Source organism: Herbaspirillum sp. Her4, from assembly GCF_057961335.1.
Genome location: NZ_CM176330.1, coordinates 4,350,458 through 4,376,562, shown reverse-complemented (window position 1 = coordinate 4,376,562; position 26,105 = coordinate 4,350,458). Strand labels below are relative to the sequence as shown.

Genomic DNA, 26,105 nt, shown 5'->3' with positions numbered 1-26,105 from the left:
CAGATCAGCCAGAGCAGGCCGCGCAGCAAGGCCGCGCGGCCACCGGGATCAGACGCCCTGTTTCAGCGAGGCCGCGATGAAGTCGTCGATGTCGCCATCGAGGACGGCCTTGGTATTGCCGGTTTCGAAGTTGGTGCGCAGGTCCTTGATGCGGGACTGGTCCAGCACGTAGGAGCGGATCTGGTGGCCCCAGCCGACGTCGGTCTTGGAGTCTTCCAGCTTCTGCTGTTCGCTCATGCGCTTGCGCAGTTCCAGTTCGAACAGCTTGGCGCGCAGCATGTCCCAGGCCTCGGCCCGGTTGCGGTGCTGGCTGCGGTCGTTCTGGCATTGCACGACGATGCCCGTCGGGGCGTGCGTCAGGCGCACGGCGGAGTCGGTCTTGTTGATGTGCTGGCCACCCGCGCCGGAGGCACGGTAGGTGTCCACCCGCACATCAGCCGGGTTGATCTCGATCTCGAAGGATTCATCCACTTCGGGGTAGACGAACAGGCTCGAGAAGGACGTATGGCGGCCATTGGACGAGTCGAACGGCGACTTGCGCACCAGGCGGTGCACACCCGTTTCGGTGCGCAGGAAGCCATAGGCGTATTCGCCCTCGACCTTGATGGTGGCGGTCTTGATGCCGGCCACTTCACCGTCGGACTGTTCCAGGATTTCGGCCTTGAAGCCCTTGCGCTCGCAGTAGCGCAGGTATTGGCGCAGCAGCATGGAAGCCCAGTCCTGGGCTTCGGTACCGCCGGCACCGGCCTGGATGTCGATGAAGCAGTTGTTGGCGTCCATGGGGCCGCTGAACATGCGGCGGAATTCCATGTCTTCGACCAGCTTCTTCAGGGTCTCGGCATCGGCTTCGATGGCGACGATGGTGTCTTCGTCCTTTTCCTCGCGTGCCATCTCGAAGAGGTCACGCGCATCGGTGAGCTCGCTGTCGATCTTGATGAGGGTGTGGACGATCGCTTCCAGCGATTTCTTTTCCTTGCCGAGGTCCTGGGCCCGCTTCTGGTCGTTCCAGACGTTGGGATCTTCCAGTTCGGCGTTGACTTGTTCGAGTTTCTCCGACTTCACATCGAAGTCAAAGATACCTCCGAAGCTCGGTGGCACGGGTGGCCAGATCATCGAGCAAGGATTGGAGGGAATTGAGGCGTTCTGCTTCCATGATGGTTTCTTTTGCGATCAAACCTCGAATTATACAAGAGGAGGAGGGCAGTTTCACCCCCGTCACGCGCCTGTCATTTTCCGTCGCTACCATCGGCGCGCTTGTTTGACTGACAAAATACTGACGGGTGCGTCCGCCGCTGCCCGACATCTGCTAGCCACCACCGGAGAATCCTCGATGAGACAGCCTGCCCCCACCGCCACTCCCGCCGTCGCCGACCAGCCGCAAGCCGGCCGCCGCAACCTGCTCAAGGCCTTGGGCGCCGCGCCCCTGCTGCCGCTGGCGGGCGGCCTGTCGGCCTCGGCCCTGCTGGCCGCCTGCGCCACCCCGGGTGCGGGCAAGCCCTTCGCTTCGGCGCGTTTCACCGGCATGCCGGCCCCGACCCTGGACAACCCGGCCGCCATGGCCGCCACCACCGTCGGCTCGGCCCTGGAAGTGACTTTTGCAGATGGCAGCAAGCAGAGCTACAAGCTGGCCTATCAGCCTTTCTTCATGACCGGCGACATGGTCCCGAACGGCAAGGGCGGCAGCATCCTCGCCGGCGGCTACCTGGACATCAACAACCAGCCCATCATCGACCGCTCGGTGCCGGGCAAGGAGCGCCAGTTCTATTCCGACTGCCCGGACGGCTCTTCGCTGCTGACCGTGGCCGGTGCCAAGGTGCCGGGCGTGAAGGGCAATGCGGTATTTGCCGTGGTGCAATTCGAATACACCACGCGCGACCAGAAGCAGGCGGCCATGTACGGCCAGCTGCCGTCGCCCATCGCCGTGCTGACCCTGGACCAGGATCCTTCGTCGGGCAAGCTGTCGCTGGTGCAGTACCACAATGTTGATACCTCCCAGGTCAACGGCCTGTGGATCACTTGCGGTGCCAGCCTGTCGCCCTGGAATACGCACCTGTCGTCGGAAGAATATGAACCGGATGCCTCTGCCATCGCCTCCAATCCGCAATTCAAGGCCTTCAGCAAGAACCTGTATGGCGACGAAAACCGCGCCAATCCCTATCACTACGGCCACCTGCCGGAAGTGACCGTCAACCCGGACGGCACCGGTTCCATCAAGAAGCACTATTGCCTGGGCCGCATCTCGCACGAGCTGGTACAGGTCATGCCGGACCAGCGTACCGTGCTGATGGGCGACGATGCCACCAACGGCGGCCTGTTCATGTTCATCGCCGACCGCGCCGCTGACCTGTCCGCGGGCACGCTCTATGTGGCGCGCTGGGAGCAGGTCTCGGGCGTTGGCCCGGGTGCCGGCAAGCTGTCCTGGGTACGCCTGGGCAGCGCCACCAGTGCCGAAATCAAGGCCATGGCGGACCGCTACAAGTCCTCCGACATCATGGACATCCGCACCACTGATCCGGCTGACGGTTCCTTCTCCAAGATCCCGTTCAATGGCAAGTTCAACTGGGTGCGCGTCAAGCCGGGCATGCAGAAGGCCGCCGCCTTCCTGGAAACCCACCGCTACGCGGCACTGGCCGGTGGCAGCCTGGGCTTCACCAAGATGGAAGGCACCACCGTCAATGCCCGCGACAAGATCGCCTATTCGGCCATGTCCTATGTGCAGACCTCGATGCTCAATGGCTCCGGCCACATCAAGGTCGAAGGCCCCAAGGCCGGCGCCGTGTATGCCCTGAACCTGCGCGGTGGTCAGCGCGATGCCGGTGGCAATGCCATCGACAGTGAATGGGTGGCCATCGACATGGCTCCGCCGGCTGCCCTGGTGGGCGTGGACCTGAAGACCCCGGATGCCTTGGGCAACCTGGCCGACCAGGAACACATCGCCAATCCGGACAACATCAAGTTCTCCGAAAAGCTGCGTACCTTGTTCATCGGCGAAGACAGCGGCATGCACGTCAACAACTTCCTGTGGGCCTACAACGTCGATACCAAGGCGCTCACCCGCGTGCTGTCCTGCCCGGCGGGCGCTGAATCGACCGGCCTGCATGCGGTGGACGAGATCAACGGCTGGACCTACGTGATGAGCAACTTCCAGCACGCCGGCGATTGGGAGAAAGGCTTGCACGACAAGGTCAAGGACACCCTCGATCCCCTGGTGCGCGCCAACTTCAAGGACCGCTTCGGTGCCACCGTGGGCTACCTGACCGGTTTGCCGCAGACCGGCAAGGCCTGATGTGAAGCAAAAGGCTTCAGCCTGAAGGGGGCGGACGGAACGCATTCTGCTAGGATCAGTCTTAGGGCCTGTTCACACTTAATCTGCGAGATGCGTTGCCCCCAGAAGGCGGGGTGGCAAGGCGCGCGTCAGGGCTGGTGGTGGTGCCACCAGCCCTGACGTGCAACGCGGCCAGCGCGCCTTCTGGGGGCAACCCTCCGGGAGAGGTCGCAGATTAAGTGTGAACAGGCCCTTCGCTCGTTTCGTCCCGCCCGCCGATGACCAGAAAGCTGTTCTCCCTTCTGCCCCTGTCCTTGCTGTGCGCCACCCTGTTGGGCGGCTGCGCCTCGCCCCCCGCGCCGCATGGCGAAGTCAAGGGCGCCGAGGCCAGTTCACGCGAGATGGGGCAATCCGACAGCAACCGTGTGGCCACGCTGGCCATGCGCGCCAATCTCGATAGCCTGTACCTGCTGATGTCCAAGCTGTATCGGCGTAACCCGGCCGAATGGAAGAAAACCGCCGCCACCCGCGAGGAGGCGGAGAAGAAAGTCAAACTAGCCATCGAGCAGCGCCAGGCCTGGCCCGAATTGCAGGGCAAGCGCGACATCCAGGCCATGACGCTGGCCCTCTCACCGGAGTTCAAGGGGGATCGGGTCGCGGCTTTCATCGATGCCACTGCCGACATGATCATCGTCGCGCATGGCAACAAGATCGAATTCTTCCTGGTCGACGGGCTCGACGCCCAGCATCTCTACAATGCCGCGCGCAATGTGGAAATCGCCGCCTGGATTCTCTCCAGCCGCAGGAACGCCACCGGTGCGCCGCTGCTGCTGTCCGACGAGATCGGCAGCGAGGCACGCAACCTGAGTTTTGAACGGGAATTCGGCAAGATCGTCGGCCGTCTCGACCTGATGGCCGAATTCATGACCGAGCGCTATCGCCGCGCCGGCATCAGCTATGTGCAGAACCTGCTGGGCGGGTCATTCCTGCAGTTCCTCCCGGTGCGCTGAGTTCTCCTGGCACTCCCGGCCAAGCCGGTGCAATCACGTAGCAACCGCGGCCATTGCCCTTGGCGGCATACATGGCCTTGTCAGCGGCCTGCAGCAGGCTGTCGGCGTCACAGCTGCCATCACACACGGCGATGCCCACTGATACGCCCAGCTGGTACTCGCCCTGCGCCAGGTGCAGTGGTTCGGAGACCACCCGGATGCATTTTTCGGCCAGTACCTGCGCGCCGTTTTCATAGGGCTGGCCGAGGTCGGTGATGAGCAGCACGAATTCATCCCCGCCCACACGCGCCAGCGTGTCGCCGTGGCGGGCCACCTGGCGCAGCCGCCGCGTGACTTCCTGCAGCACCTGGTCACCGGCCTTGTGGCCGAGGGTATCGTTGATCGGCTTGAAGCCATCCAGGTCGAGGAACAGCAGCGCCACCCCATTGCGTTCGCGGCAGGCGTGAGTGAGTGCGGCTTCCATGCGTTCGGCCAGCATCATGCGGTTGGGCAGGCCGGTGAGTACATCGTGATGCGCCTGGTGCTGCAATTCCGCTTGGTGCAGCTTGAGGCGCGACAGCAAGCCGTTGAAGGCCATGGTCAGGTGGCCGACTTCATCGCGCCGTTCCACTGGCAGCGGCGACAAGGGCAGTTCGCCGCGCGTCATGCGGTCAGCCAGCGCGGCGGCGCGGCGCAGGGGACGGAAGAACCACAAGTAGGCCAGCGTCACCAGCAGGATCACCATCGCTCCCTGGATCAGCCCGCCGCGTCCGATCAGCGCGCGTGTACGCTCCACCGTCGGCAGGGCGTCGGCCAGCGGCAGCGTCACGGCCACCAGCCAGCTGGTACCGGGGATCGACGCGAAAGCCTTGATTTCATTGATGCCATTGGCGGCCAGGCCGACGCCATTGCCGCGGAAACCCTGTTGCAGGGCACGGTCCATCAGCAGGTCCTTGCCGACCGGGGGCAACTGGCTGTAGACCAGGGCTTCGTCACTGGAGGCGATGATCAAGCGCTGGCTCGGTGAAATCAGCAGGAAGCTGCCGGTCGGCCCCAGCCGGGCCCGTTGCAGATGGTCAAGGAAGCCCGGGGCATTGAGTTCGGTGCTCCCCCCCAGTACGCCGACGATCTGGCCCTGGGCATTGCGCAGCGGGGTGAGCATGGCGATGATGGGTTTGCCGCTGGCCGGGCTGACCAGGGGCGGGCAGATTACGGTCGCCCCTTGCAGCACCCTTTCGAAATCAGTGTACTGGGTCAGGGAGAGCGCGCGGCGCCCATTGAGCGTGGGGTAGTCGACCACGATGAGCCCATTGGCATCGGCCACGAACAGGCCCTGGGCAAACAGCGGCTGCAGCTCCTGGTGGTCCTGCAGCCAGGCGCGGATGGCGGTACGGTCGCCCAGCATCGGCGAGGGCATGTGCTGCGCCAGGCGCTCCAGATAGCGCGCACGTTCCTGCACGCGGTAGCCGATGTCTTCGGCCAGATAGCTGGCGATGGTGCTTTGCTGGTCGGCGGCGACATGGGCCTGCTCCTTTTCGAGAAAGCCGATCAGGATGTGATAGCGCAGGAGCGCGCTGCCCACGATCAGCAGGAGGCCGAAGAGGACGAGACGAGTCACCAGGCTGCAATGGATGCGCTTGAGCTTCATTCAGGGGTTTGCTGTTGTTGTTATTCCTCGGAGCGCCCGTGTTGTCCACTTCCCTCAAATCGATTCGGAAGTCGCTCCAAGCCAACATTGTGCCACTGCAACGTTGCGATTGTTGGCTTTTTTTACGCTTGTTTCCATGCCGCAATCCTTGTCTGGCGCGGGTTCGCGGCCAGACAAGGGTGTGATGATCCGTCAGTTTTCCAGCAGGAAGCGGCTGTGTCCGATCAGGCCGGCTCAGCGTGCTCCACCATCAGCTGCACCGTGGTTTTGCCGTTGTACTCATTGGCATCGAGCCGGAAGGCAACCTGGGCGTGATCGGGCAGGGCATCGGTATGGCCGAACCAGATGGCATCGTACTTGCGGCCCCCCTTTTCCAGCTGCAGCTTGAGGTGCTTTTCCTTCAGGATGCGCTGGCTGAGTACGCGGAAATGGTCGCAGAACACCGGCGGGGCGAAGCCCTGGCCCCAGACCTGCTGATCCATCAGGGTGATGAATTCGACCGAGTAATAGCTGTCCTCCAGTTCACCATCAGTCTCGATGACACGTTCCAGCTGGTTCTGCGTGAGCCAGTCGCGGCCGACCGCCTCAAAGGCCTGGGAGAAGGCATCGAAGGCGTCGGCATGGATGGTCAATCCGGCCGCCATGGCGTGGCCGCCGAACTTGGTCATCACCGAAGGCGCGTGCTTGGATACCAGGTCCAGCGCGTCGCGCAGGTGGAAGCCGGCAATCGAGCGGCCCGAGCCCTTGATGAAACCTTCATCGCCGGGCGCGAAGGTGATCGTGGGGCGGTAGAACTTGTCTTTCAGGCGCGAGGCCACGATGCCGATCACGCCTTGGTGCCAGGAGGGATCAAAGATGGCGATGGTACGGCGGTCGGCCGGATTGAAATCGTCCAGCAGCAGCAGGGCGGTGTCCTGCATGCCGGCCTCGATGTCGCGCCGTTCGCGGTTGATGGCATCGAGTTGCTGGGCGATGGCCCAGGCCCGGCCTTCGTCATCGGTAGTGAGGCATTCGATGCCCAGCGACATGTCGGCCAGGCGGCCGGCTGCGTTCAGGCGCGGGCCCACGGCAAAGCCGAGGTCGAACGGGGTGGCGCGGCGGGCTTCACGGCCGGCGGCGCGGAACAGGGCGGCGATGCCGGGATGCATCTTGCCGCTGCGCATGCGCTTCAAGCCTTGGGCCACCAGGATGCGGTTGTTGGCATCGAGCTTGACCACGTCGGCCACCGTGCCCAAGGCCACCAGGTCCAGCAGGCTGTCCAGGCGCGGCTGGGTCTGGGCATCGAACAGGCCGCGCTTGCGCATCTCGGCGCGCAAGGCCAGCAGCACGTAGAACATCACCCCCACGCCCGCCAGGTTCTTGCTGGGGAAGCCGCACTGCGGCTGGTTGGGGTTGACGATCACGCGTGCGTCCGGCAGGGCGTCGCCCGGCAGGTGGTGGTCGGTCACGACGACGTCGATGCCGCGCCGCTTGGCTTCGGCCACGCCGTCGATGCTGGCGATGCCGTTGTCGACGGTGACGATGATGTCGGGATTCTTCTCGCGCACGGTCAGTTCGACGATCTCGGGTGTGAGGCCATAACCGTATTCGAAGCGGTTGGGCACGATGTAGTCCACCTGCGCGCCCAGCAGGCGCAGGCCGCGCAGGCCGACGGCACAGGCGGTAGCACCGTCGCAGTCGTAGTCGGCGACGATGACCAGCTTCTTGCGCTCGGCGATGGCGTCGGCCAGGTAAATGGCGGCCGCCTCGATATGCAGCAAGCCGGAAGGCGCAATCAGGGCATTGAGCTCGCTGGCCAGTTCGCGCGCAGTGGACAGCCCGCGCGCCGCGTAGACCCGCGCCAGCACCGGATGCACGCCTTCGGCGATCAGTTGCTCGGCTTGGGAGATGTCATAGGAACGGGTGGTGACGCGAATCATGCCGACAGCCCCGCCAGTGAAGCTTTACGCCAGAACCGGCGCAGTGCGCCGCGCGTGACCGCCACTTCCTGGCTGCGGTCAGCGCCGGTCAGGATCAGGTTCAGCGATTCCAGGCTGCCGGCCTTGAGCGACACCAGCAAGGGCGCCAGCCAGTCGCGGTCCAGGTGTTCCAGATGCTGCAGCCACAGGCCCCATTCCTCGGCCAGTGCCGCTTCGGCCAGCGCATCCAGTACCAGCAGGCGATGGCCACTGCCTTGGGCCACTTGGGCCGCACCACCGTCGGCGCGCTCTTCGCCGAAGGCGCGCAGCCAGCCGCGCAGGCCGAAGCGGGCGGCGTAAGTGGCGTCGGCGCGTACGCCAGCATCGGCTCCACCCCAGATCCAGATCGAATTGATGGCCTTCTGGCCGCGCATTTCGCGCTGTTCATTGAGCGACTCGGCAAACCACTGCATCTGCACTTCGTTCTGCAGCTTGCGCCAGGCCAGTTCGCCCGGTCCTTCCGGCATCCAGATGTCGACGTTGCGCCCGCTCGCGGCCGAGGGCGTGGAGGTGCGCAGCCCGGCCCAGGCGTCGGCCCGGATGAACCAGGTGCGGGCATCGCCATAGACCAGCTCATGGCCGATCTCGGTGAACAGGGGCAGGGCGGCGGCAAACAGGCGGCGCGATTCGTCCTCTTCCAACTGCAGCTGGCCGATGTCGGTCAGCACCAGGTGGTCACGCGCCACGTGGATGTGGGCCGGATGCAGCACGAACCAGTGACCGGCCGCAGGCGTGTGACCCAGGCGCTGCATCAGCGCGCTGGCGGCGGCGGGGCTGGAATCCTGGGGCGCGGGCGGCAGGCCGAAGCGCCGGGCCAGCCAGTGCTCATGCGGCAGGGCGCGCGAAAACGGGTCATGCGCCAGGCGTGGCGCAGCCTTGCCACGGCCCAGCAGCATGGCCAGGGCCGGTGCCTGGCTCTGCCGCAACAGGTCGCGCGCCAGTTCAGCCGGGGGCAGGGCAAAGGGAATGAGGATGTCGAGTTGATTCATGGGGCGCTATTTTAGCGGCTGGCGCGCCGCTTGGCCCCGGTTGCCTGAACAAGGCTTCACTTCAAAGCGGGGTCAGCCATTGTTCCAGGCCTTTTTTGCACGCTGGCGCACCAGCATGCGCACGCTGTCGGGCATGGGCGTGCGCGCGCCATTGGTCTCGGCCGAGAGCCACAGGCTGTCTTCGAAGAAGGGCAGCATGCGCGGCGTGATGAAGCGGCTGCGGATGCCGTTGACGTGGCGGTCGCCCTGCGCGGTCTGCTGGGTGATGTAGAAACGCTGCGGCACCACCAGGTGCAGATACTCCTTCGCACGCGTCATGGCCACGTACAGCAGGCGCCGCTCCTCGGCGATCTCGGCCTCGCTGCCGGTGGCCAGGTCCGACGGGATGCAGCCATCGACCACATTGAGCACGTGGACCGAGCGCCATTCCTGGCCCTTGGCGGAGTGGATGGTGGAGAGCGTCAGGTAATCCTCGTCGCGGTAGGGCGGAGCGGAGAAGTCGCTGCTGGCTTCGGGCGGATCCAGCGTCAGTTCGGTCAGGAATTTCTCGCGCGAGGCATAGCCATTGGCCAGCGCGGTCAGTTGCTCGATGTCGGCAGCGCGGGCGTCGGCGTCTTCATAGCGCTGCTCCAGGTGCGGCAGATACCAGTCGCGCGCGGCCTGGATGTCGGTCGGCCAGCTGGCACTGGCGCGGCGCATCAGGTCGTAGGTGTCGGCAAAGGCCTGCCATTGCAGGGCGATACTGGCGGGTGCGCCGAAGTTCAGCAGCGCATCGGCCGGGTCGCTGGCGGCGGCCATGAGGTCCAGTACCTTCCTGGCCGTAGCGGGACCGACCCCGGGAATCAGTTGCAGCGCCCGGAAGCCCGCCATGCGCCCGCTGGGATTGTGCGCCAGGCGCAGCAGCGAGAGCAGGTCCTTGATGTGGGTGCTTTCCAGGAATTTGAGTCCGCCGAACTTCACGAAGGGGATGTTGCGCCGGACCAGCTCCAGTTCCAACGCCGCGCTGTGGGTGGCGGTACGAAACAGCACCGCCTGGGATTTCAGGGTGAGCCCTTCTTCACGATGCGCCAGGATGCGGTTGGCGACCCAGCGCGCCTGTTCGGCCTCATCCGGGATGACCACCAGTTGCGGCTTCTGTGAGGACGGCTTGTCGCTCCAGAGCTGCTTGACGTGCCGTTCCGGCGCATCGGCGATGACGGCGTTGGAGGCCTGCAGGATGGGCTGCGTGGAGCGGTAATTCTGTTCCAGCGTCAACAGCCGCGCCGGCTGGGTGAACAGCTCGGGAAAATCGAGGATGTTGCGCACCGTCGCGCCCCGGAAGGAATAGATGGACTGGGCATCGTCACCCACGGCGGTCACGCCGGCGCCATCGGGCTTCATTCGTTGCAGGATCTCGGCTTGCAGGCGGTTGGTGTCCTGGTATTCATCCACCAGCACATGATCGAAGCGCGCCCCGACCGATTGCGCAATCTCGTGGTCGGATAGCATGTCGGCCCAGAACAGTAGCAGGTCGTCGTAATCGAGCACGTGCTGTGCTTCCTTGGCCTCGACATAACGGGTAAAAAGTTCGCCCAGCAGCCTCTCCCATTCCCGGCACCAGGGGAATTGTGTCTGCAGCACGGTGCCCAGGTCTTGCCGGGTATTGACCGCACGTGAATAAATCGACAGGCAAGTGCCCTTCAGCGGAAAACGCTTGTCGGTAGAGGACAGCCCCATCTCGTGGCGCAGCAGTCCGATCAGGTCTTCGGAATCGCCGCGATCCTGGATGGTGAAGTCTTCTTCCAGGCCGATGACGGCCGCGTACTCGCGCAACAGCCGCGCGCCGATGGCGTGGAAGGTGCCTGACCAGGGCAGTTGCGGCGGGCTGTCGGTGGCCGCCAGCCCCAGCACCTGGCGGATCACCTGGCCCACGCGCCGGCCCATGTCGGCCGCCGCCCGGCGCGAGAAGGTCAGCAGCAGGATGCGTTGCGGGTCGGCCCCGTCGAGGATCAGCCTGGCCACCCGGTGCGCCAGGGTATTGGTCTTGCCCGAACCGGCACCGGCCACGATGAGCAGCGGCGGCTGCTGTGCTGCTGGCAAGGCGCTGCCATGCTCGACCGCCTCGCGCTGCTGTGCGTTCAGGCGCGCAAACGGGTCGCGCTCGCCGGTGGGCGGGCTGCTGGTGTCGGGGACGTCCTGGGCGAGTTCGGGTGGCATGGTGCGGGGAAATTCATATCGGCGATGGCTGGGCAAGGAGATACTGTATATATAACCAGTCCCCGATGCAACATCAGGCACATCCACTATATGAAACATCTTGGCGCGAACCTCTGCCGTAGAAGTGAATCTACAGGCTTCACGGCAGACGACCGACGGGTCCGGCGCGAGTATGGAGCAGATGGCCAGGGATGGGCCATGACTGCAAACTGTGGCAAACTTCGCGCTTTGTCTTCGCCCGTGTTGGCGTGCGGCCAGAGGATTGCGTCCCGGAACCGGGAGGCGAGGCCACTGGCAGCACATTGTGCAGGCCCTCTCCCGGAGCAATTTTGAGTCTGATTAAAAACCTGCCGTTCGAATGGCTGGTCGGCATCCGCTACACGCGGGCCGGCAAGCGCAGCGGCCGCAACAGTTTCATTTCCTTCATTTCCCTCATTTCCATGGCCGGCATCGCGCTGGGCGTGGCTGCCCTGATCGTGGTGCTGTCGGTCATGAATGGTTTCCAGAAGGAAGTGCGTGACCGCATGCTTTCCGTGCTGGCCCACATCGAAGTCTTCGATGCCTCCGGCTCCATGAAGGACTGGCAGGCGGTGGCCAAGCAGACCTTCCAGAACCCCGAGGTGCTGGGCGCTGCGCCCTATGTATCAGGCCAGGCCATGATGACGCGTGACGACAACCTGCGCGGAGTGCTGGTGCGCGGCGTGCTGCCCGAGGAAGAGCCCAAGGTCTCGGACGTGGCCAAGCAGGTCAAGCAGGGCAGTTTCGATTCTCTGAAACCCGGCGAATTCAACATCGTGATCGGCGGTGAGCTGGCGCGCGGCATGCGCGTGGGCCTGGGCGACAAGGTCACGGTGATCGTGCCGCAAGGGCAGGTGACCCCGGCCGGGGTCTTGCCGCGCCTGAAGCAATTCACGGTGACCGGGATCTTCGAAGCCGGCCATTATGAATTCGATTCGTCGCTGGCCTTCATCCAGCTGCAGGATGCCGAAACCCTGTTCCGTATGGATGCCCCCACCGGCGTGCGCCTGCGCATCCGCGACATGCTGCAGGCCCCGGAAGTGACCCAGCAGCTGGCGCGCACCCTGAGCGGCGACCTGTACCTGCGCGACTGGTCGCAGCAGAACAGCAACTGGTTCGCGGCCGTCAAGACCGAAAAGCGCATGATGTTCATCATCCTCGCGCTCATCATTGCGGTGGCGGCCTTCAACCTGGTGTCCACGCTGGTGATGACGGTCACCGACAAGCAGGCTGACATCGCCATCCTGCGCACGCTGGGGGCTTCTCCCGCCTCCATCATGAATATTTTTGTGATTCAGGGGGCCCTGGTCGGCCTGGTCGGTACGGCCATCGGCGTCGGCCTGGGAGTGGTGGTGGCACTCAATATCGACGTGCTGGTACCGGCCATCGAGCGGGCTTTCCACGTACAGTTCCTGCCCAAGAGCATCTACGTGATTTCTGAATTGCCATCCGAACTGATCTGGTCGGACGTCTATACCATCGGCGGTCTGGCCGTGGTGCTGGCCTTCCTGGCTACCCTGTATCCGAGCTGGGCAGCCGCTCGTGTCAAACCGGCGGAGGCGCTGCGCTATGAATAACAACGATCCGATCAAGAATCGCCAGGCCGTGCTGTCGTCGCGCGGCCTGGGCAAGACCTTCACTCAGGGCAAGTATTCGGTGAAGGTATTGGGCAATGTCGATATCGACGTCTACCATGGTGAACAAGTCGCCATCGTCGGTGCCTCGGGCTCCGGCAAGTCGACTTTGCTGCACCTGCTGGGCGGGCTCGATACGCCCAGCACCGGCACCGTCAGCCTGTTGGGCAAGGATTTCGCCAGCCTGGGCGAGAGCGAGCGCGGCACGCTGCGCAACCAGTCGCTGGGCTTTGTCTACCAGTTCCACCATCTGCTGCCGGAATTCTCGGCGCTGGACAACGTGGCCATGCCGCTGATGATTCGCCGCGTCAAGCGGGCCGAGGCTCAGGAGCAGGCGCGCGAGATGCTGGAGAAGGTCGGCCTGGCGCAGCGCGTGACGCACGTGCCGGGCGAGCTTTCCGGGGGCGAGCGCCAGCGGGTGGCCCTGGCGCGCGCGCTGGTGACGCGTCCGGCCTGCGTGCTGGCCGATGAGCCGACCGGCAATCTCGACCGCAGCACGGCCGATCGCACCTTCGAACTGATGATCGAACTCTCGCGCACGCTGGGCACGGCCTTCGTGATCGTGACCCACGACATCGAACTGGCAGGCCGCTGCGCGCGCGTATTGCGCTTGTCCGACCAGGGCCTGAAAGTGGCCGGTCAGCAGCCTTGATGCATTCCGGGTAAGCTATCGCCTTTGACGCCGCCGTCTTGATACAAGACGGCGGTGTGCTTTTGAAGACACGAATACCTGTACAGACGGAAACTGGAGCAAGACAATGAACACCCGCCAATGGCTAGAGACCCTGGTCGCCTTCGATACCACCAGCCGCAACTCCAACCTGGAACTGATCACCACCGTGCGTGACAGCCTGGAAAAGCAAGGCATCTCCTCCTGGCTGGCGCACAACAAGGAGCAGACCAAGGCCAACCTGTTCGCCACCTTGCCCGCTACCGCCGGCGCCAATGCCGGCAGCACTGAAGGCGGCATCGTGCTCTCCGGCCATACCGACGTGGTGCCGGTGGATGGCCAGAAATGGGATACCGATCCCTTCAAGTTGACCGAGAAGGATGGCAGCCTGTTCGGCCGCGGCACTTGCGACATGAAGGGTTTCATCGCGACCTCGCTGGCGCTGGTGCCGGAATTCCTGGCCATGCCGCGTGTAAAGCCGATTCACCTGGCGTTTTCCTATGATGAAGAAATCGGCTGCATTGGCGCGCCCGTGATGCTGGAAGAAATCGTCAAGCGCGGCATCAAGGTCGATGGCTGCGTGGTGGGTGAGCCCACCAGCATGAACGTGGTGGTGGCGCACAAGGGCATCAACGTGTTTGCCTGCAAGGTGCACGGCAAGTCCGCGCACTCGTCGCTGACCCCGCAGGGCTGCAACGCCATCGAGCACGCCGCACGCCTGATCTGTGCCATCCGCGATTTCGCCGATGGCTACAAGGCCAATGGCCCGTATGACCAATTCTTCGATGTGCCCTTCAGCACCATGACCACCAATCAGATCCGTGGCGGCATCGCGGTCAACACCATTCCCGAGCTGTGTGAATTTACTTACGAATTCCGCAACCTGCCCGGCATGAGCGTGGCCGACATCCAGGCGCAGATCGACAAGTATATCGCCGAGGTGCTGCTGCCCAAGATGCGCAGCGAATTCCCGGAAGCCCGCGTGGAGATCGACAACTTCGCCGGCAGCCCGGCGCTGGAAGCGGTCGAGCAGGCGGCCATCACCGAGCTGGTGCGCGCACTGACTGGGGATCGCGAAACCCGCAAGGTGGCCTATGGCACCGAAGCAGGCCTGTTCCAGCAGATCGGCATCCCGACCATCGTCTGCGGTCCTGGCGACATCGGCAATGCCCACAAGCCCAACGAGTTCGTGACACTGTCGCAGATGGAGCGCTGCGAGCAGTTCCTGCGCAAGCTGGGCAAGTCGCTGCAGCCGGCCTGATCAAGCCTGATCGGTGCGGCCGGGTAGCGTGCTAGACGAAGGACGCGAGCGATCGCGTCCTTTTTTCATGTCCGCGCGTGAAGGATCTGGTATTTCTTTACCATTGTTAATTACTGCAAGAGGGCGTTAGACGGTAAACTGCGCGGGTTGAAGCCGGTTCAAACCGGCTATGCTGTTCAAACAACAAGACGCTTCGGGGGAAGCGAGCCGCATCAGCAGCCTGGCTGAATCATGCGATCGCGGCCCCTGCGGCGGGTGTCGTTATCCGGAACCGCTGCCCTGAGGCCGGTCTTCCGATTTTCGCCAAGCCAGCACATGTGGGTCGATACGCACTGCCATCTCGACGCCGGGGAATTCGGCGAACGTTCCGCTGCCGTAGCCGCCGAGGCTGCGCAGGCCGGCGTGCGCGCCATCGTCATTCCCGCCATCGCCAAAGTGAACTTCAAGGAAGTCGGACGGCTTGCGCGCGAAGTCGGCAATGCCGTCTATGCGCTGGGCATTCATCCGCTTTACGTCCCCACTGCCAAGGAATCCGATCTGGAGATCTTGCGTACGGCCATCGGCGAGGCGCTGGACGATCCGTTGTTCGTGGGGATCGGTGAGATCGGGCTGGATTTCTTCGTGCCGGCCCTGAAAGAAGCGCCGCTGCGCGAGAAGCAGGAATTCTTCTTTGCCGAGCAGCTCAAGCTGGCACGCGACTTCGACCTGCCGGTGCTGCTGCATGTGCGGCGTTCGCAGGACATCATCCTCAAATACCTGCGCCGCATCCGCGTGCCGGGTGGCATCGCCCATGCCTTCAATGGCAGCGACCAGCAGGCCCGGACCTTCGTTGAGCTGGGGCTGCACCTGGGATTTGGCGGCGCCATGACTTTCCCGCGTTCGCTGCAGATCCGCCGGCTGGCGACCGAATTGCCCTTGTCCTCGATCGTGCTGGAAACCGACGCGCCGGATATTTCACCGGCCTGGCGGCATCCCGGCATCAACACCCCGGACCAGATCCCGCGCATCGGTGAAGTCCTGGCCGAGCTGCGCCAGCTGCCGCTGCAGGAGATCGCCGCCGCCACCACCGCCAATGCCCGGGCCGCGTTGCCGCGCCTGGCGCATGCAGGATTGCCGCTCTGATGCGCGCGCTGATCATCGGGTTTGCCATCGGCGTGGGATTGCTGCAGGTGCAGGGCCAGTTGCCGGGCACCGAATGGTATGCGGTCGGGCTGGTGCTGGCGCTCTTGCTGGGTTTGACGGCCTGGAAGTTCTGGCAGCCCTGGCTGCGGGTGCCCCTGTTGCTGACCTGTGGTGCCTGGCTGGGCTTCCTGTGGGCGGCTTCCTTTGCCCTGTATTACCTCGATCAGGAGCTCCCCAAAGCCTGGGAAGGACGTGATATCACCGTCATCGGTACCGTCGCGGATTTGCCTGCGCATACCGAGCAGGGCGTGCGCTTCCGTTTCGATGTGGAGCAGGTGGTGGTACAGGGGGGCGTGAAGCCGCCGGTGCCGCCCCGGCTGGCGCTGTCCTGGTACGGCAACCAGCGCTACCAGCAGCCCTCCGAGGATGGCGAGCAGGCCGCGCCGCCTAGGATGGCCGTGCCCGACCTGCGGCCGGGTGAGCGCTGGCGCTTGCAGGTGCGGCTCAAGCGTCCCCATGGCAATACCAATCCGGATGGCTTCGACTACGAGCTGTGGCTGCTGCAGGACGATGTGCGAGCCACCGGCTACGTGGTGGGCCGTCCGGCGGCCTCGGGTGCTGCGCTGACGGCGCTCAATCGCCGTGTCGACGACTTCGTCTGGACGCCTTCCCATATGATCGACAGCGCCCGCGGCTGGCTGCGCGACCGCATCTACTCGGCGCTGCCCGGCGCCCCCTATGCCGGCGTGATCGCAGCGCTGGTCATGGGCGACCAGCGCGGCATCAACCAGGCGGACTGGACCGTGTTCAATCGCACCGGCATCGGCCATCTGATGGCCATCTCCGGCCTGCACATCACCATGCTGGCTGCCTTGTGCGGCGGTCTGGCAAGCTGGCTGTGGCGGCGCTCCTTCTTCACGGGGGCGCAATTGCCGCTGCGGCTGCCGGCCCAGAAGGTGGCGGTGATCGTCGGGATGGGGGCGGCGTTCATCTACGTGTTGCTGGCCGGGTTCGGGGTGCCGGCGCAGCGCACGCTGTACATGCTGATCGTGGTCGGGATCGCTTTCTGGCGCGGCCGCATCGTGCGCGTCTCGGTGGTGCAGTGCCTGGCCTTGGCACTGGTCTTGCTGCTGGATCCCTGGGCGGTGCTGTGGCCGGGCTTCTGGCTTTCCTTCGGTGCGGTGGCCTTGTTGCTGTATGGCTCGGTCGGGCGCATGCAGCCGCCGCAGGCCATGGCCGCTGCCGCTTCGCACAAGCACTGGTGGTCGGCGCTGCTGCAGCGGATCAAGCAAGCCGGTTATGCCCAATACGTCGTCACGCTGGGACTGGTGCCGCTGACGGTGCTCTTGTTCGGACAATATTCGCTGGTCAGCCCGATTGCCAATGCGGTGGCCATTCCGCTGGTCTCGCTGGTGATCACGCCGCTGGCGCTGCTGGGCAGCATCCTGCCGGCCGTGCTCGCGCAATTCGTGCTGCAGGTGCCGCATCAACTGCTGGTCTGGCTGGCCGAATTCCTGCAGGGGCTCAATGCCATGCCCTGGGCCGTGTGGCAAACGCCGCTGCCCAGCACCTGGATGTTTGCCCTGGCCCTGGGCGGAACCCTGCTGGTGCTGGCACCGCGCGGCTGGCCGGTGCGCTGGCTGGGCCTGTTCGGCTGGTTGCCTTTGCTGCTCAATGCCCCGGTAGCGCCGGCGGAAGGAAGCATGCGTGTGACTGCCTTCGACGTCGGGCAGGGGATGGCGGTGCTGGTGGAGACGCCGGGCCATCGCCTGCTCTACGACACAGGCCCGTATTACACGGCCGAGTCGGACGGGGCCACGCGGGTGATCCTGCCCTACCTGCGTGCGCGCGGGATCGACCATCTGGATCGCGTGGTGATTTCACACAATGACAACGATCATTCCGGCGGGGCGGTATCGCTCTTCAGGCATTTGCCGGTTGACAGCGTCTATTCTTCGCTGTCGCCGGACAGCCCGATCCTGCGCGCCGCCCCCGAGCACACGCGCTGCCAGGCCGGACAATCCTGGAACTGGGATGGCATCGGCTTTACCGTGCTGCATCCGGATGCAGCCAGCTATGACAGCGACAAATGGCGGCCGAATGCCCGCAGTTGCGTGCTGAAGGTGCAGATCGGACGGCAATCGGTCCTGCTGGCCGGGGATATCGAGGCGGTGCAGGAAGATGAGCTGGTGAGCGGGCCGCTGGCCGACCGCTTGCCCTCCACGGTGTTGCTGGCTCCGCATCATGGCAGCGGTACTTCGTCCACCGAACCTTTCCTGCGCGCGGTGCGGCCGGAACTGGCGGTGTTTCAGGTCGGCTATCGCAACCGTTTCAATCATCCCAAGCCGGAAGTCTATGAACGTTATGGCCGACTCGGCATTCGCCGCCTGCGCACTGACGAAACCGGCGCGCTGACCATGACCTTGGGCGACCAGTTGCAGGTGGAGCAATACCGCAAGCAGCACGCACGTTACTGGTACGAGCAGTGATGCCCTTGGGCGGGGTCGGTCCTGCCTGATCCTTCATTTCGCGATGCGGGAAAATAGCACGCTCGCGGCGCTGGCCGTTTTGCTATGCTGCGGCCATTGCCCAGCCTGTGCCTTTCCATGAGCCATCCTATTCTTCATTTCGCCCACGCCAACAGCTATCCGGCGGGGACTTACGGCATGTTCTTCGAGCAGCTGCGCGCCCATTACGATGTGCGTGCCTTGCCGATTCACGCCCACAATCCGCGCTTCCCGGTCGATGACGGCTGGCGTACCCTGGCCCGCGAGCTGCGCGAGGAGCTGGAACGCAGCTACACCGAACCGGTGATCCTGGTCGGCCATTCCATGGGCGGTATCCTGGCGCTGATGGCTGCGCGCAAGCGGCCTGCGCTGGTGCGCTGCGTGGTGCTGCTGGATTCGCCCATCGTGGCTGGCTGGCGTGCGCACCTGCTGCGTCTGGCTAAAATCCTCAAATACGAGAGCCGCCATTCGCCCTCGGTGGCCTCGGCGCGCCGCCGCGACAACTGGCCCGACATGGAAGCGGCTTATCAGCATTACGCTGCCAAGTCCCTGTTTGCTGCCTGGCCGCAGCAGGTGCTGCGCGACTACGTGCAGCATGGGCTGGTGCCCCAGCCGGGCGGGGGCGTCAGGCTGCGCTTTTCGCGCGAGACCGAAACGGCGGTCTACCGCACCATTCCGCATCACCTCGGGCGTCTGGCGCGCCAGACCTATCCGGTGCCGGTGGGCTTCGTCGGTGGCGTCGATTCGGTCGAGTGCCGCCTGGCCGGACTGGACGCCACGCGCCGGCTGGTCGGGCCGAATTTCCTGCAGATCGCCGGAGGGCACCTGTTCCCGATGGAGTCACCGGTGGAGGCGGCCCAAGCCACGCACGCCATGATCGGGCAGCTGTTGCAGGGCAGGGGGCTTGAAGTTGAATAGCGCGGAGATGAACCAATCTGCCGGGATGATGGTCAAGAAGCCATTCCCGGCGGCCGGGCATGTTTTCCTGCTGCAAGTTTGTCGATGGCGAGACACTAATCGCAAGCAGGCTTAAAAAACGAGCCGGTTTTGGGGTATAATTTGAATTTCCCGCATGTGCCGTTCGGCACTCATCTGTAATGACCAAGTTTGTATTTGTCACTGGCGGCGTCGTGTCTTCCCTGGGTAAAGGGATTGCCGCCGCGTCCCTGGCTGCGATCCTCGAATCGCGCGGCCTCAAAGTCACCCTCCTGAAGCTCGATCCCTACATCAACGTCGACCCCGGCACGATGAGCCCGTTGCAACACGGTGAAGTGTTCGTCACCGATGACGGCGCCGAAACCGACCTCGACCTAGGACACTACGAGCGTTTCATCTCGGCCAAGATGAAGAAGGTGAACAATTTCACCACCGGCCAGGTGTATGAATCGGTGATCCGCAAGGAACGCCGTGGCGAATACCTGGGCAAGACCGTCCAGGTGATCCCGCACATCACCAACGAGATCCAGGAATTCATCCATCGTGGTGCCGAAGGTTTCGAAGTGGCGCTGGTGGAAATCGGCGGTACCGTCGGTGACATCGAGTCGCTGCCCTTCCTGGAAGCTGCGCGCCAGCTGAGCCTGCGCTCCGGCCGCAACGCCACCGCCTTCGTCCACCTGACCCTGGTGCCGTTCCTGGCCTCGGCCGGCGAACTCAAGACCAAGCCTACCCAGCACAGCGTGCAGAAGCTGCGCGAGATCGGCATTTCGCCCGACGCGCTGCTGTGCCGTGCCGACCGCCGCATTCCTGACGACGAACGTGACAAGATCTCCCTGTTCTCCAACGTCGCCGCCGACGCCGTCATTTCGGTGTGGGATGCCGATAGCATCTACAAGATTCCGCAGATGCTGCACGACCAGGGTTTGGATACCATCATCTGCGAAAAGCTGGGCCTGTCGCCCAAGCCGGCCGATCTGTCGATGTGGGACAAGCTGATCGATGCGCAGAACAATCCGTCGCACGAAGTCACCATCGGCATGGTCGGCAAGTATGTCGACCTGACCGAGTCCTACAAGTCCCTGACCGAAGCGCTGCGCCACGCCGGCATCCATACCGGCAGCCGCGTCAACATCGAGTACCTGGATTCGGAAGAGATCGAAGCCAACGGCACCGATAGCCTGAACAAGTATGATGCCATCCTGGTCCCGGGCGGCTTCGGCAAGCGCGGCGTGGAAGGCAAGATTGCCGCTGCCCGCTACGCCCGTGAGAACAAGGTCCCGTATCTGGGCATCTGCCTGGGCATGCAAGTGGCGCTGCTGGAATATGCCCGCAACAAGGCCGGCCTGTCCAAGGCCAACTCGACCGAGTTCGATCCGGATACCGAGCAACCGGTGGTCGCTCTGATCGACGAATGGCAGAATCATGATGGCAAGGTCGAGCGTCGCGATGCCAATTCCGACCTGGGCGGCACCATGCGCCTGGGCGCGCAGACCTGTGCGGTCAAGCCGGGTACCCTGGCGGCCGAGATCTATGGCGACAGCGTGACCGAGCGTCACCGCCATCGCTATGAAGCCAACAACTTCTATCTGACCCGCGTGGAAGAAGCCGGCATGGTGGTCTCGGCCCGTACGCCGACCGAAGACCTGTGCGAAATCATGGAACTGCCGCGCACCGGCGAGAACGCTCACCCGTTCTACATCGGCGTGCAGTATCACCCGGAGTTCAAGTCCACCCCGCGTGATGGTCATCCGCTGTTCATTTCGTACATCCGTGCAGCACTGGCGCACCACGCGGCCTTGAAGGGCCAGGCATAAGCTGCTGGCCTGATGCGTGAAACGGCTGCCGTCGGGCGGCCGTTTCAACATGGGCGCCCCCGGCCACCGGGCCTGCACCCGCCAACAATTTTTAAAACCTCGATGGAGATCTGGAATGAGTGCAATCGTTGATATTATCGGCCGCGAAGTGATCGACTCGCGTGGCAATCCGACCGTGGAATGCGACGTGCTGCTGGAATCCGGCGTGCTGGGCCGCGCTGCCGTGCCTTCGGGCGCCTCCACCGGTTCGCGCGAAGCGATCGAACTGCGCGACGGCGACAAGAGCCGCTATTTCGGCAAGGGCGTGCTGCAAGCCTGCGAAAACATCAACACCGAGATCTCGGAAGCCATCATGGGCCTGGACGCCAATGAGCAAGCCTTCCTGGATCGCACCCTGATCGACCTGGACGGCACCGAGAACAAGAGCCGCCTGGGTGCCAACGCCATGCTGGCCGTCTCGATGGCCGTGGCCAAGGCCGCTGCCGAAGAATCGGGCCTGCCCCTGTACCGTTACTTCGGTGGCAGCGGCTCCATGCAGATGCCGGTGCCGATGATGAACGTCATCAATGGCGGTGCCCACGCCGACAACAACCTGGATATCCAGGAATTCATGATCATCCCGGTCGGCGCACCGAGCTTCCGTGAAGCCCTGCGCTACGGCGCCGAGGTGTTCCACACCCTCAAGAAGATCCTGCACGACCGTGGCCTGGCCACTTCCGTCGGCGACGAAGGTGGCTTCGCCCCGAACGTCTCGAGCCACGAAGAAGCCATCAAGCTGATCATCGAAGCCATCGAGAAGGCCGGCTATGAGCCGGGCACCCAGATTGCCCTGGGCCTGGACTGCGCCGCTTCCGAGTACTACAAGGACGGCAACTATCACCTGGCCGGTGAAAACATGGTGCTGACCCCGGCGCAAAAGACCGGCCTGCTGGCATCCTGGTGCGACAAGTACCCGATCATCAGCATCGAAGACGGCATGGCCGAGAACGACTGGGCCGGCTGGAAGCTCTTGACCGAAACCCTGGGCAAGAAGGTGCAGCTGGTGGGCGACGACCTGTTCGTCACCAACACCAAGATCCTCAAGGAAGGCATCGACAAGGGCATCGGCAACTCGATCCTGATCAAGATCAACCAGATCGGCACCCTGACCGAGACCTTCGCCGCCATCGAAATGGCCAAGCGCGCCGGCTACACCGCCGTGATCTCGCACCGTTCGGGGGAAACTGAAGACTCGACCATCGCCGATATCGCCGTGGGCATGAACGCTCTGCAGATCAAGACCGGCTCCATGTCGCGTTCGGATCGCATGGCCAAGTACAACCAGCTGCTGCGTATCGAAGAAGATCTGGGCGACATCGCCAGCTATCCCGGCCGCGCTGCGTTCTACAACCTGAAGTAAACAAGCTTGCGGTGCCGACCCTGAAGGCAGGCACCGCATCGAGAGCTCCCGGCTATGCGCCTGATCATCCTTTGCCTGTCCTTCCTGCTGGTCGTGATCCAGTATCCTCTTTGGCTGGGGAAGGGTGGTTGGTTCAAGGTCTGGGAGCTCGACCGCCAGGTTCAACTGGCACACAAGAAGAACGACGAACTCAAGGAACGCAACGCCAAGCTGTCCTCTGAAGTGGACGACCTGAAGCAGTCCAAGGGGGCCGTCGAGGAACGTGCACGCTTTGAGCTGGGCATGATCCGCCAGAACGAAATCTTCATTCAGCTGCTCGATGGCAGCTCCGGCAAGCCTGCGGCAGCCGTCAATCCGAATCCCTACATGCCCGGTTCCGGGCAGCCCAACAGTGTCTCCGTGCCGGCCAATGCGCCCGCCGCCGGTGGCCGTGTCGCCACGCGCTGAGCACCTGCAGTTTTTTCCTTCACATGCGTCCTGATACCCCGCTGGTGTGGCTTGGCCTGAGCACCACGCCACTGGAACTGGTCTCCTTCGCGCTGGCCGTGATCACGGTCTGGCTCAATATTCGCCAGAATCACTGGGCATGGCTGTTTTCGATTCTCTCTTCGTTGTTGTACGCGGCCGTCTTCGCCGATGCGCGCCTCTATGGCGACGCCGGCTTGCAGTTCGTCTTCGTGGCAGTGTCAGTATGGGGCTGGACGCAGTGGCTGCGTGGCGGCGACCAGCACCAGGCTTTGCAGGTATCGCAGTTGGCCGCACGTGGCTGGGCAATCATGGCAGTCGCCTGGCTGGGCGGGTGGCTGCTGCTGTCCTGGTTCCTGCAGCGTTATACCGACACCGATGTGCCGCATATGGATGGCTTCCTCACGGCGGGCAGCCTGGTCGGGCAGTTCCTGTTGTCTCGGAAGAAGCAGGAAAACTGGCTGGTCTGGATCGCGGTGGACGTGCTCTACGTCGGCCTGTATCTCTACAAGCACCTGACGCTCACCGCCATCCTGTACGCACTGTTCGTGCTGATGGCGATGGCCGGCTGGCGCAGCTGGCAGCGTGCGCTGGCGGACATGCGGCGCTGAAGCGCCGGCAGCGGATCCCTTCAGTCCGGCGACGGCAGGCTGGGAGCGTCCGCCGGCGGATCGGCAAAGACGATGCGGTTCTTGCCGGCATTCTTTGCCTTGTACAGCGCCACGTCGGTGCGCTTGAGCAATTCGGCCTGGCTCTCGCCGGGATGATAGACCGACACGCCGGCACTGAAGGTAATCAGCAGGCGCTGGCTTTCATGCATGAAGATGCGCTTGGTCAGTTCGCGCTGTACGCGGGTGATGATCTGCACCGCATCCTGCGGGCTGGTCTCCGGCATGAGGATGACGAACTCTTCGCCGCCGAAACGCGCAATCACATCCAGCTTGCGCAAGGTTTCCCGGATCACCTGCACCAGGTGCACCAGCACTTCGTCGCCGGTGGCGTGACCATGCGTGTCATTGATGCGCTTGAAATCATCCAGGTCCAGCAAGGCCACACACAGTGGCGTTTCGCGGCGCAGGGCGTTGGCGATCTCGCGATCCAGGGATTCATCCATGCCGCGCCGGTTGAGGCTGCCCGTCAACTGGTCTTCGCGCACCAGTTCACCCATCTGCTGCAATTGCTGTTCCAGCGCCTGGATACGTTCTTCGGCTTTTTCCACTTCCTGGCGCGCATCGACCATGGCGTCGCGCGAGCGGGTGGCTTCTTCCTGGGCCTTCTGCGTCTCGGTCATGATTTCGCTGAGCACGCTGTTGAGGTCAGCGATGTTGCCGGCCTGGCTAATCTGCTGGGAGAAGCCGCGAATGGTGCGCTGGTAGTTGTCGGTGGTGGAGACCATGGCCGAGAGCCGGTCCACGAAGGTCAGCATCATGTTCTTGACCACCACTTTTTCTTCGGACAGCGTGTTCTTCAGCAGGCCCTGCTTGTAGATCACTTCCTTGAGGTTCTTGGTGGCGTCGGCCAGCGAGGTATTGCTGAGCGGACCGGCGATCAGGCTCTGTACGGTTTCGATCTGGCTCGACAGCCAGGAGCCTTGTTCCAGTAGCCCGTTGATGTTTTCCAGCAGCAGCTGGAACAGGCGCATCAGCAATTCCTGCTGCTGGGCCATGTCGTCGGTCTTGAGCTCGATCTGGAAGCTCAGCTGCTTGACGCGGGTGATGATCTCGTTCATCGCCTGCTCGGAGAACGCCATTTTGAGATCCTGGCCGCTGTTGCGCGACTCGTTGGCCAGTTCCGGTGCGGTCGAGAGCAGCGAGGGCAGGTTGAAGACCAGGATGCGCGCCAGCATTTCGCGCAGCATCTTCTCCTTGATGCTGTCGCGGATGAATTGCCGTTCCAGATCGATCGGCACCAGTTCACCATGCGGCACGGCCGGTTTGGCCGGTACGATGGGTCGGCTCTGCCAGTTGGCGTCAGCGAACTCGATCAACTGGCGCTCGAACTCGGTCCAGTCGCCATTCTCGCGGGCGCGCACCAGGCGCGTGCCCAGCAATCCGTTTTCCCCTGGCTGGCGCGAGAGCTTGGTGGCGAAGGTGCTCAGTACCGACTCGGCCGTCACGCCGGGCATGCCCCCCTGGATTTCCTCGTAGGCGATGCGATAGGCATCCGGGGTAGGCGAGATGCGACGCGCCCCAAGCCTCTGGAAAGCTTCTCGGGCGATCTCGACGGGCGTGAGCGTGGTCGGTTTCTTGGACATGCCGGCTGGTGACTGTATTGTTGGTGTGATTGTCTGTGTGCCACGGGGAATTTCCTACGGTATCGGCGCAGGTAGGCATTGCTTGAGCACGGCCTTCCACCCCGATCATCGTGCGGACGCAGCCTGGTCTCCCCCCTCAGTTGCAGTCCGTTGCCGCTCGCCCGGAAGGGAGAGGCAAAAATGACAACTAATTGTACGTCAGCGCCTGTTCTCTGGATGCATTTAATAGGAGGAGAAAAGCCCCTTTCCAACTGGTAAGCCAGCGCTTCCCGCGTGACGGGAGCGTGGCGATGGCTTACTCGACCAGATTGTTCTTGAGTGCGTAGTGGGTGAGTTCCGCGTTGTGGCGCATCTTCATCTTGGCCAGCACGCGCGAGCGATACATGCTGATGGTCTTGACCGACAGCAGCAGTTCGCTGGCGATGTCGCTGACGGTCTTGCCGGAGGCGATCATGACCATGGTCTGGTATTCCCGGTCGGAGAGGGTTTCATGCAGCGGGGTGTCGTGGTCGAAGCCGATCTGGTTGGCCAGTTCCTGCGCCAGCGAGGGGCTCACGTACTTGCGCCCGGCCGCCGCCTGGCGGATGGCGGCCAGCAGCTCACCCGGGCTGGCCTGCTTGTTCAGGAAACCGGCGGCCCCCGCCTTGAGCGAGCGGATCGCGTACTGGTCTTCGCGATGGATGGACAGGATCAGCACCGGCAGGTCCGGTTGTTCCTTGCGGATCTGCTTGAGGATATCGATACCGCTGCGGTCGGGCAGCACGATGTCCAGCAACATGACATCGCCATTGCCTTCGCGGGCCAGCTTGATGGCCTCCAGCCCGTTGGCGGCATTGCCGGCCACGACGATGTCCTTGCTGCCGGCGCAGATCTGGCGCAGGCCTTCGCGCACGATGGCGTGGTCGTCGGCGATCAGGACCTTGATGGCGGCGGTGGATTTCTTGCTCATGGGCGGACGGCGACACTCCTCTGGAAGCCTT

General features: G+C 63.7%; 19 protein-coding genes. 12 read left to right on the top strand and 7 right to left on the bottom strand.

Annotated features, from left to right (window positions below; all coding sequences use genetic code 11):
• Positions 1-48: 48 nt before the first annotated feature.
• Positions 49-1,153 (bottom strand): peptide chain release factor 2 gene (gene prfB, locus ACWFUC_RS19820; RefSeq protein ID WP_100245601.1). Its coding sequence is split into 2 segments (ribosomal slippage): positions 49-1,071 and positions 1,073-1,153, totalling 1,104 coding nucleotides; the frame shifts between segments, so codons are not numbered across the junction.
• Positions 1,154-1,330: 177 nt separating this feature from the next.
• On the opposite strand from prfB, the gene ACWFUC_RS19815 reads away from it, so the two are divergent.
• Positions 1,331-3,286: a PhoX family protein gene (locus ACWFUC_RS19815; protein WP_489623091.1), complete on the top strand. Its 1,956-nt coding sequence runs from the start codon at positions 1,331-1,333 to the stop codon at positions 3,284-3,286.
• Between the two features lie 257 nt (positions 3,287-3,543).
• Positions 3,544-4,275 carry a hypothetical protein gene (locus ACWFUC_RS19810; RefSeq protein WP_489623090.1) on the top strand — a complete coding sequence of 244 codons (732 nt, stop codon included), beginning with the start codon at positions 3,544-3,546 and terminating at the stop codon, positions 4,273-4,275.
• On the opposite strand, the gene ACWFUC_RS19805 is transcribed toward ACWFUC_RS19810, so the two are convergent.
• The 4 genes from ACWFUC_RS19805 to ACWFUC_RS19790 form a co-directional block, all read right to left on the bottom strand.
• Positions 4,217-5,902, bottom strand: coding sequence for a diguanylate cyclase domain-containing protein (locus ACWFUC_RS19805; protein WP_489623089.1), 1,686 nt, complete (start codon positions 5,900-5,902; stop codon positions 4,217-4,219). The genes ACWFUC_RS19810 and ACWFUC_RS19805 overlap by 59 nt on opposite strands.
• Before the next feature lie 224 nt (positions 5,903-6,126).
• On the bottom strand, positions 6,127-7,821 hold the full coding sequence (gene recJ, locus ACWFUC_RS19800; protein WP_121041691.1) for a single-stranded-DNA-specific exonuclease RecJ: 1,695 nt from the start codon (positions 7,819-7,821) through the stop codon (positions 6,127-6,129).
• Positions 7,818-8,849: a hypothetical protein gene (locus tag ACWFUC_RS19795; RefSeq protein ID WP_204726570.1), complete on the bottom strand. Its 1,032-nt coding sequence runs from the start codon at positions 8,847-8,849 to the stop codon at positions 7,818-7,820. The genes recJ and ACWFUC_RS19795 overlap by 4 nt, the downstream gene beginning before the upstream one ends.
• Positions 8,850-8,921: 72 nt before the next feature.
• Positions 8,922-11,045, bottom strand: a complete 2,124-nt coding sequence (locus tag ACWFUC_RS19790) for an ATP-dependent helicase (protein WP_489623088.1) — start codon at positions 11,043-11,045, stop codon at positions 8,922-8,924.
• A 329-nt stretch (positions 11,046-11,374) separates the two neighbouring features.
• Between ACWFUC_RS19790 and ACWFUC_RS19785 the strand changes: the two genes are divergently transcribed.
• From ACWFUC_RS19785 to pnuC, 10 genes are all read left to right on the top strand, one after another.
• Positions 11,375-12,640, top strand: a complete 1,266-nt coding sequence (locus ACWFUC_RS19785; RefSeq protein ID WP_489623087.1) for a lipoprotein-releasing ABC transporter permease subunit — start codon at positions 11,375-11,377, stop codon at positions 12,638-12,640.
• A complete protein-coding gene (lolD, locus tag ACWFUC_RS19780) occupies positions 12,633-13,349 on the top strand; it encodes a lipoprotein-releasing ABC transporter ATP-binding protein LolD (protein ID WP_039785536.1) in 717 nt (238 codons plus the stop codon). Before ACWFUC_RS19785 ends, lolD begins: the two co-directional genes overlap by 8 nt.
• Before the next feature lie 106 nt (positions 13,350-13,455).
• The gene (gene argE / locus ACWFUC_RS19775) at positions 13,456-14,628 is read left to right on the top strand and encodes an acetylornithine deacetylase (RefSeq protein ID WP_134222683.1); all 1,173 of its coding nucleotides are present in this window, start codon (positions 13,456-13,458) and stop codon (positions 14,626-14,628) included.
• A gap of 315 nt (positions 14,629-14,943) precedes the next feature.
• Positions 14,944-15,750, top strand: coding sequence for a TatD family hydrolase (locus ACWFUC_RS19770; protein WP_034341257.1), 807 nt, complete (start codon positions 14,944-14,946; stop codon positions 15,748-15,750).
• Positions 15,750-18,239 carry a DNA internalization-related competence protein ComEC/Rec2 gene (locus ACWFUC_RS19765; RefSeq protein WP_489623085.1) on the top strand — a complete coding sequence of 830 codons (2,490 nt, stop codon included), beginning with the start codon at positions 15,750-15,752 and terminating at the stop codon, positions 18,237-18,239. The genes ACWFUC_RS19770 and ACWFUC_RS19765 overlap by 1 nt, the downstream gene beginning before the upstream one ends.
• Before the next feature lie 117 nt (positions 18,240-18,356).
• On the top strand, positions 18,357-19,175 hold the full coding sequence (locus tag ACWFUC_RS19760) for an alpha/beta fold hydrolase (protein ID WP_286863835.1): 819 nt from the start codon (positions 18,357-18,359) through the stop codon (positions 19,173-19,175).
• A gap of 179 nt (positions 19,176-19,354) precedes the next feature.
• Positions 19,355-21,007: a CTP synthase gene (gene pyrG, locus ACWFUC_RS19755; protein ID WP_310837392.1), complete on the top strand. Its 1,653-nt coding sequence runs from the start codon at positions 19,355-19,357 to the stop codon at positions 21,005-21,007.
• Between the two features lie 115 nt (positions 21,008-21,122).
• Positions 21,123-22,406 carry a phosphopyruvate hydratase gene (eno, locus tag ACWFUC_RS19750; RefSeq protein WP_039785546.1) on the top strand — a complete coding sequence of 428 codons (1,284 nt, stop codon included), beginning with the start codon at positions 21,123-21,125 and terminating at the stop codon, positions 22,404-22,406.
• Positions 22,407-22,460: 54 nt separating this feature from the next.
• A complete protein-coding gene (gene ftsB, locus ACWFUC_RS19745) occupies positions 22,461-22,853 on the top strand; it encodes a cell division protein FtsB (RefSeq protein WP_034332070.1) in 393 nt (130 codons plus the stop codon).
• A 23-nt stretch (positions 22,854-22,876) separates the two neighbouring features.
• Positions 22,877-23,482, top strand: coding sequence for a nicotinamide riboside transporter PnuC (pnuC, locus tag ACWFUC_RS19740; protein ID WP_489623084.1), 606 nt, complete (start codon positions 22,877-22,879; stop codon positions 23,480-23,482).
• 20 nt (positions 23,483-23,502) lie between these two features.
• On the opposite strand, the gene ACWFUC_RS19735 is transcribed toward pnuC, so the two are convergent.
• Positions 23,503-25,125, bottom strand: a complete 1,623-nt coding sequence (locus tag ACWFUC_RS19735; RefSeq protein WP_034332073.1) for a GGDEF domain-containing protein — start codon at positions 25,123-25,125, stop codon at positions 23,503-23,505.
• Between the two features lie 295 nt (positions 25,126-25,420).
• Complete coding sequence (locus ACWFUC_RS19730) at positions 25,421-26,074, bottom strand: response regulator (RefSeq protein WP_121041669.1); 654 nt, start codon at positions 26,072-26,074, stop codon at positions 25,421-25,423.
• Between the last annotated feature and the right edge of the window lie 31 nt (positions 26,075-26,105).

Excerpts from the sequence above, each read along its gene's own strand:
- ACWFUC_RS19795 (WP_204726570.1), bottom strand. The coding sequence starts at position 8,849 with ATGAATCAACTCGACATCCTCATTCCCTTTGCCCTGCCCCCGGCTGAA.
- ftsB (WP_034332070.1), top strand. The coding sequence starts at position 22,461 with ATGCGCCTGATCATCCTTTGCCTGTCCTTCCTGCTGGTCGTGATCCAG.
- ACWFUC_RS19735 (WP_034332073.1), bottom strand. The coding sequence starts at position 25,125 with ATGTCCAAGAAACCGACCACGCTCACGCCCGTCGAGATCGCCCGAGAA.
- ACWFUC_RS19815 (WP_489623091.1), top strand. The coding sequence starts at position 1,331 with ATGAGACAGCCTGCCCCCACCGCCACTCCCGCCGTCGCCGACCAGCCG.
- recJ (WP_121041691.1), bottom strand. The coding sequence starts at position 7,821 with ATGATTCGCGTCACCACCCGTTCCTATGACATCTCCCAAGCCGAGCAA.
- ACWFUC_RS19770 (WP_034341257.1), top strand. The coding sequence starts at position 14,944 with ATGTGGGTCGATACGCACTGCCATCTCGACGCCGGGGAATTCGGCGAA.
- ACWFUC_RS19765 (WP_489623085.1), top strand. The coding sequence starts at position 15,750 with ATGCGCGCGCTGATCATCGGGTTTGCCATCGGCGTGGGATTGCTGCAG.
- ACWFUC_RS19790 (WP_489623088.1), bottom strand. The coding sequence starts at position 11,045 with ATGCCACCCGAACTCGCCCAGGACGTCCCCGACACCAGCAGCCCGCCC.
- ACWFUC_RS19760 (WP_286863835.1), top strand. The coding sequence starts at position 18,357 with ATGAGCCATCCTATTCTTCATTTCGCCCACGCCAACAGCTATCCGGCG.
- ACWFUC_RS19805 (WP_489623089.1), bottom strand. The coding sequence starts at position 5,902 with ATGAAGCTCAAGCGCATCCATTGCAGCCTGGTGACTCGTCTCGTCCTC.
- pyrG (WP_310837392.1), top strand. The coding sequence starts at position 19,355 with ATGACCAAGTTTGTATTTGTCACTGGCGGCGTCGTGTCTTCCCTGGGT.
- pnuC (WP_489623084.1), top strand. The coding sequence starts at position 22,877 with ATGCGTCCTGATACCCCGCTGGTGTGGCTTGGCCTGAGCACCACGCCA.
- argE (WP_134222683.1), top strand. The coding sequence starts at position 13,456 with ATGAACACCCGCCAATGGCTAGAGACCCTGGTCGCCTTCGATACCACC.
- eno (WP_039785546.1), top strand. The coding sequence starts at position 21,123 with ATGAGTGCAATCGTTGATATTATCGGCCGCGAAGTGATCGACTCGCGT.
- lolD (WP_039785536.1), top strand. The coding sequence starts at position 12,633 with ATGAATAACAACGATCCGATCAAGAATCGCCAGGCCGTGCTGTCGTCG.
- ACWFUC_RS19810 (WP_489623090.1), top strand. The coding sequence starts at position 3,544 with ATGACCAGAAAGCTGTTCTCCCTTCTGCCCCTGTCCTTGCTGTGCGCC.
- ACWFUC_RS19730 (WP_121041669.1), bottom strand. The coding sequence starts at position 26,074 with ATGAGCAAGAAATCCACCGCCGCCATCAAGGTCCTGATCGCCGACGAC.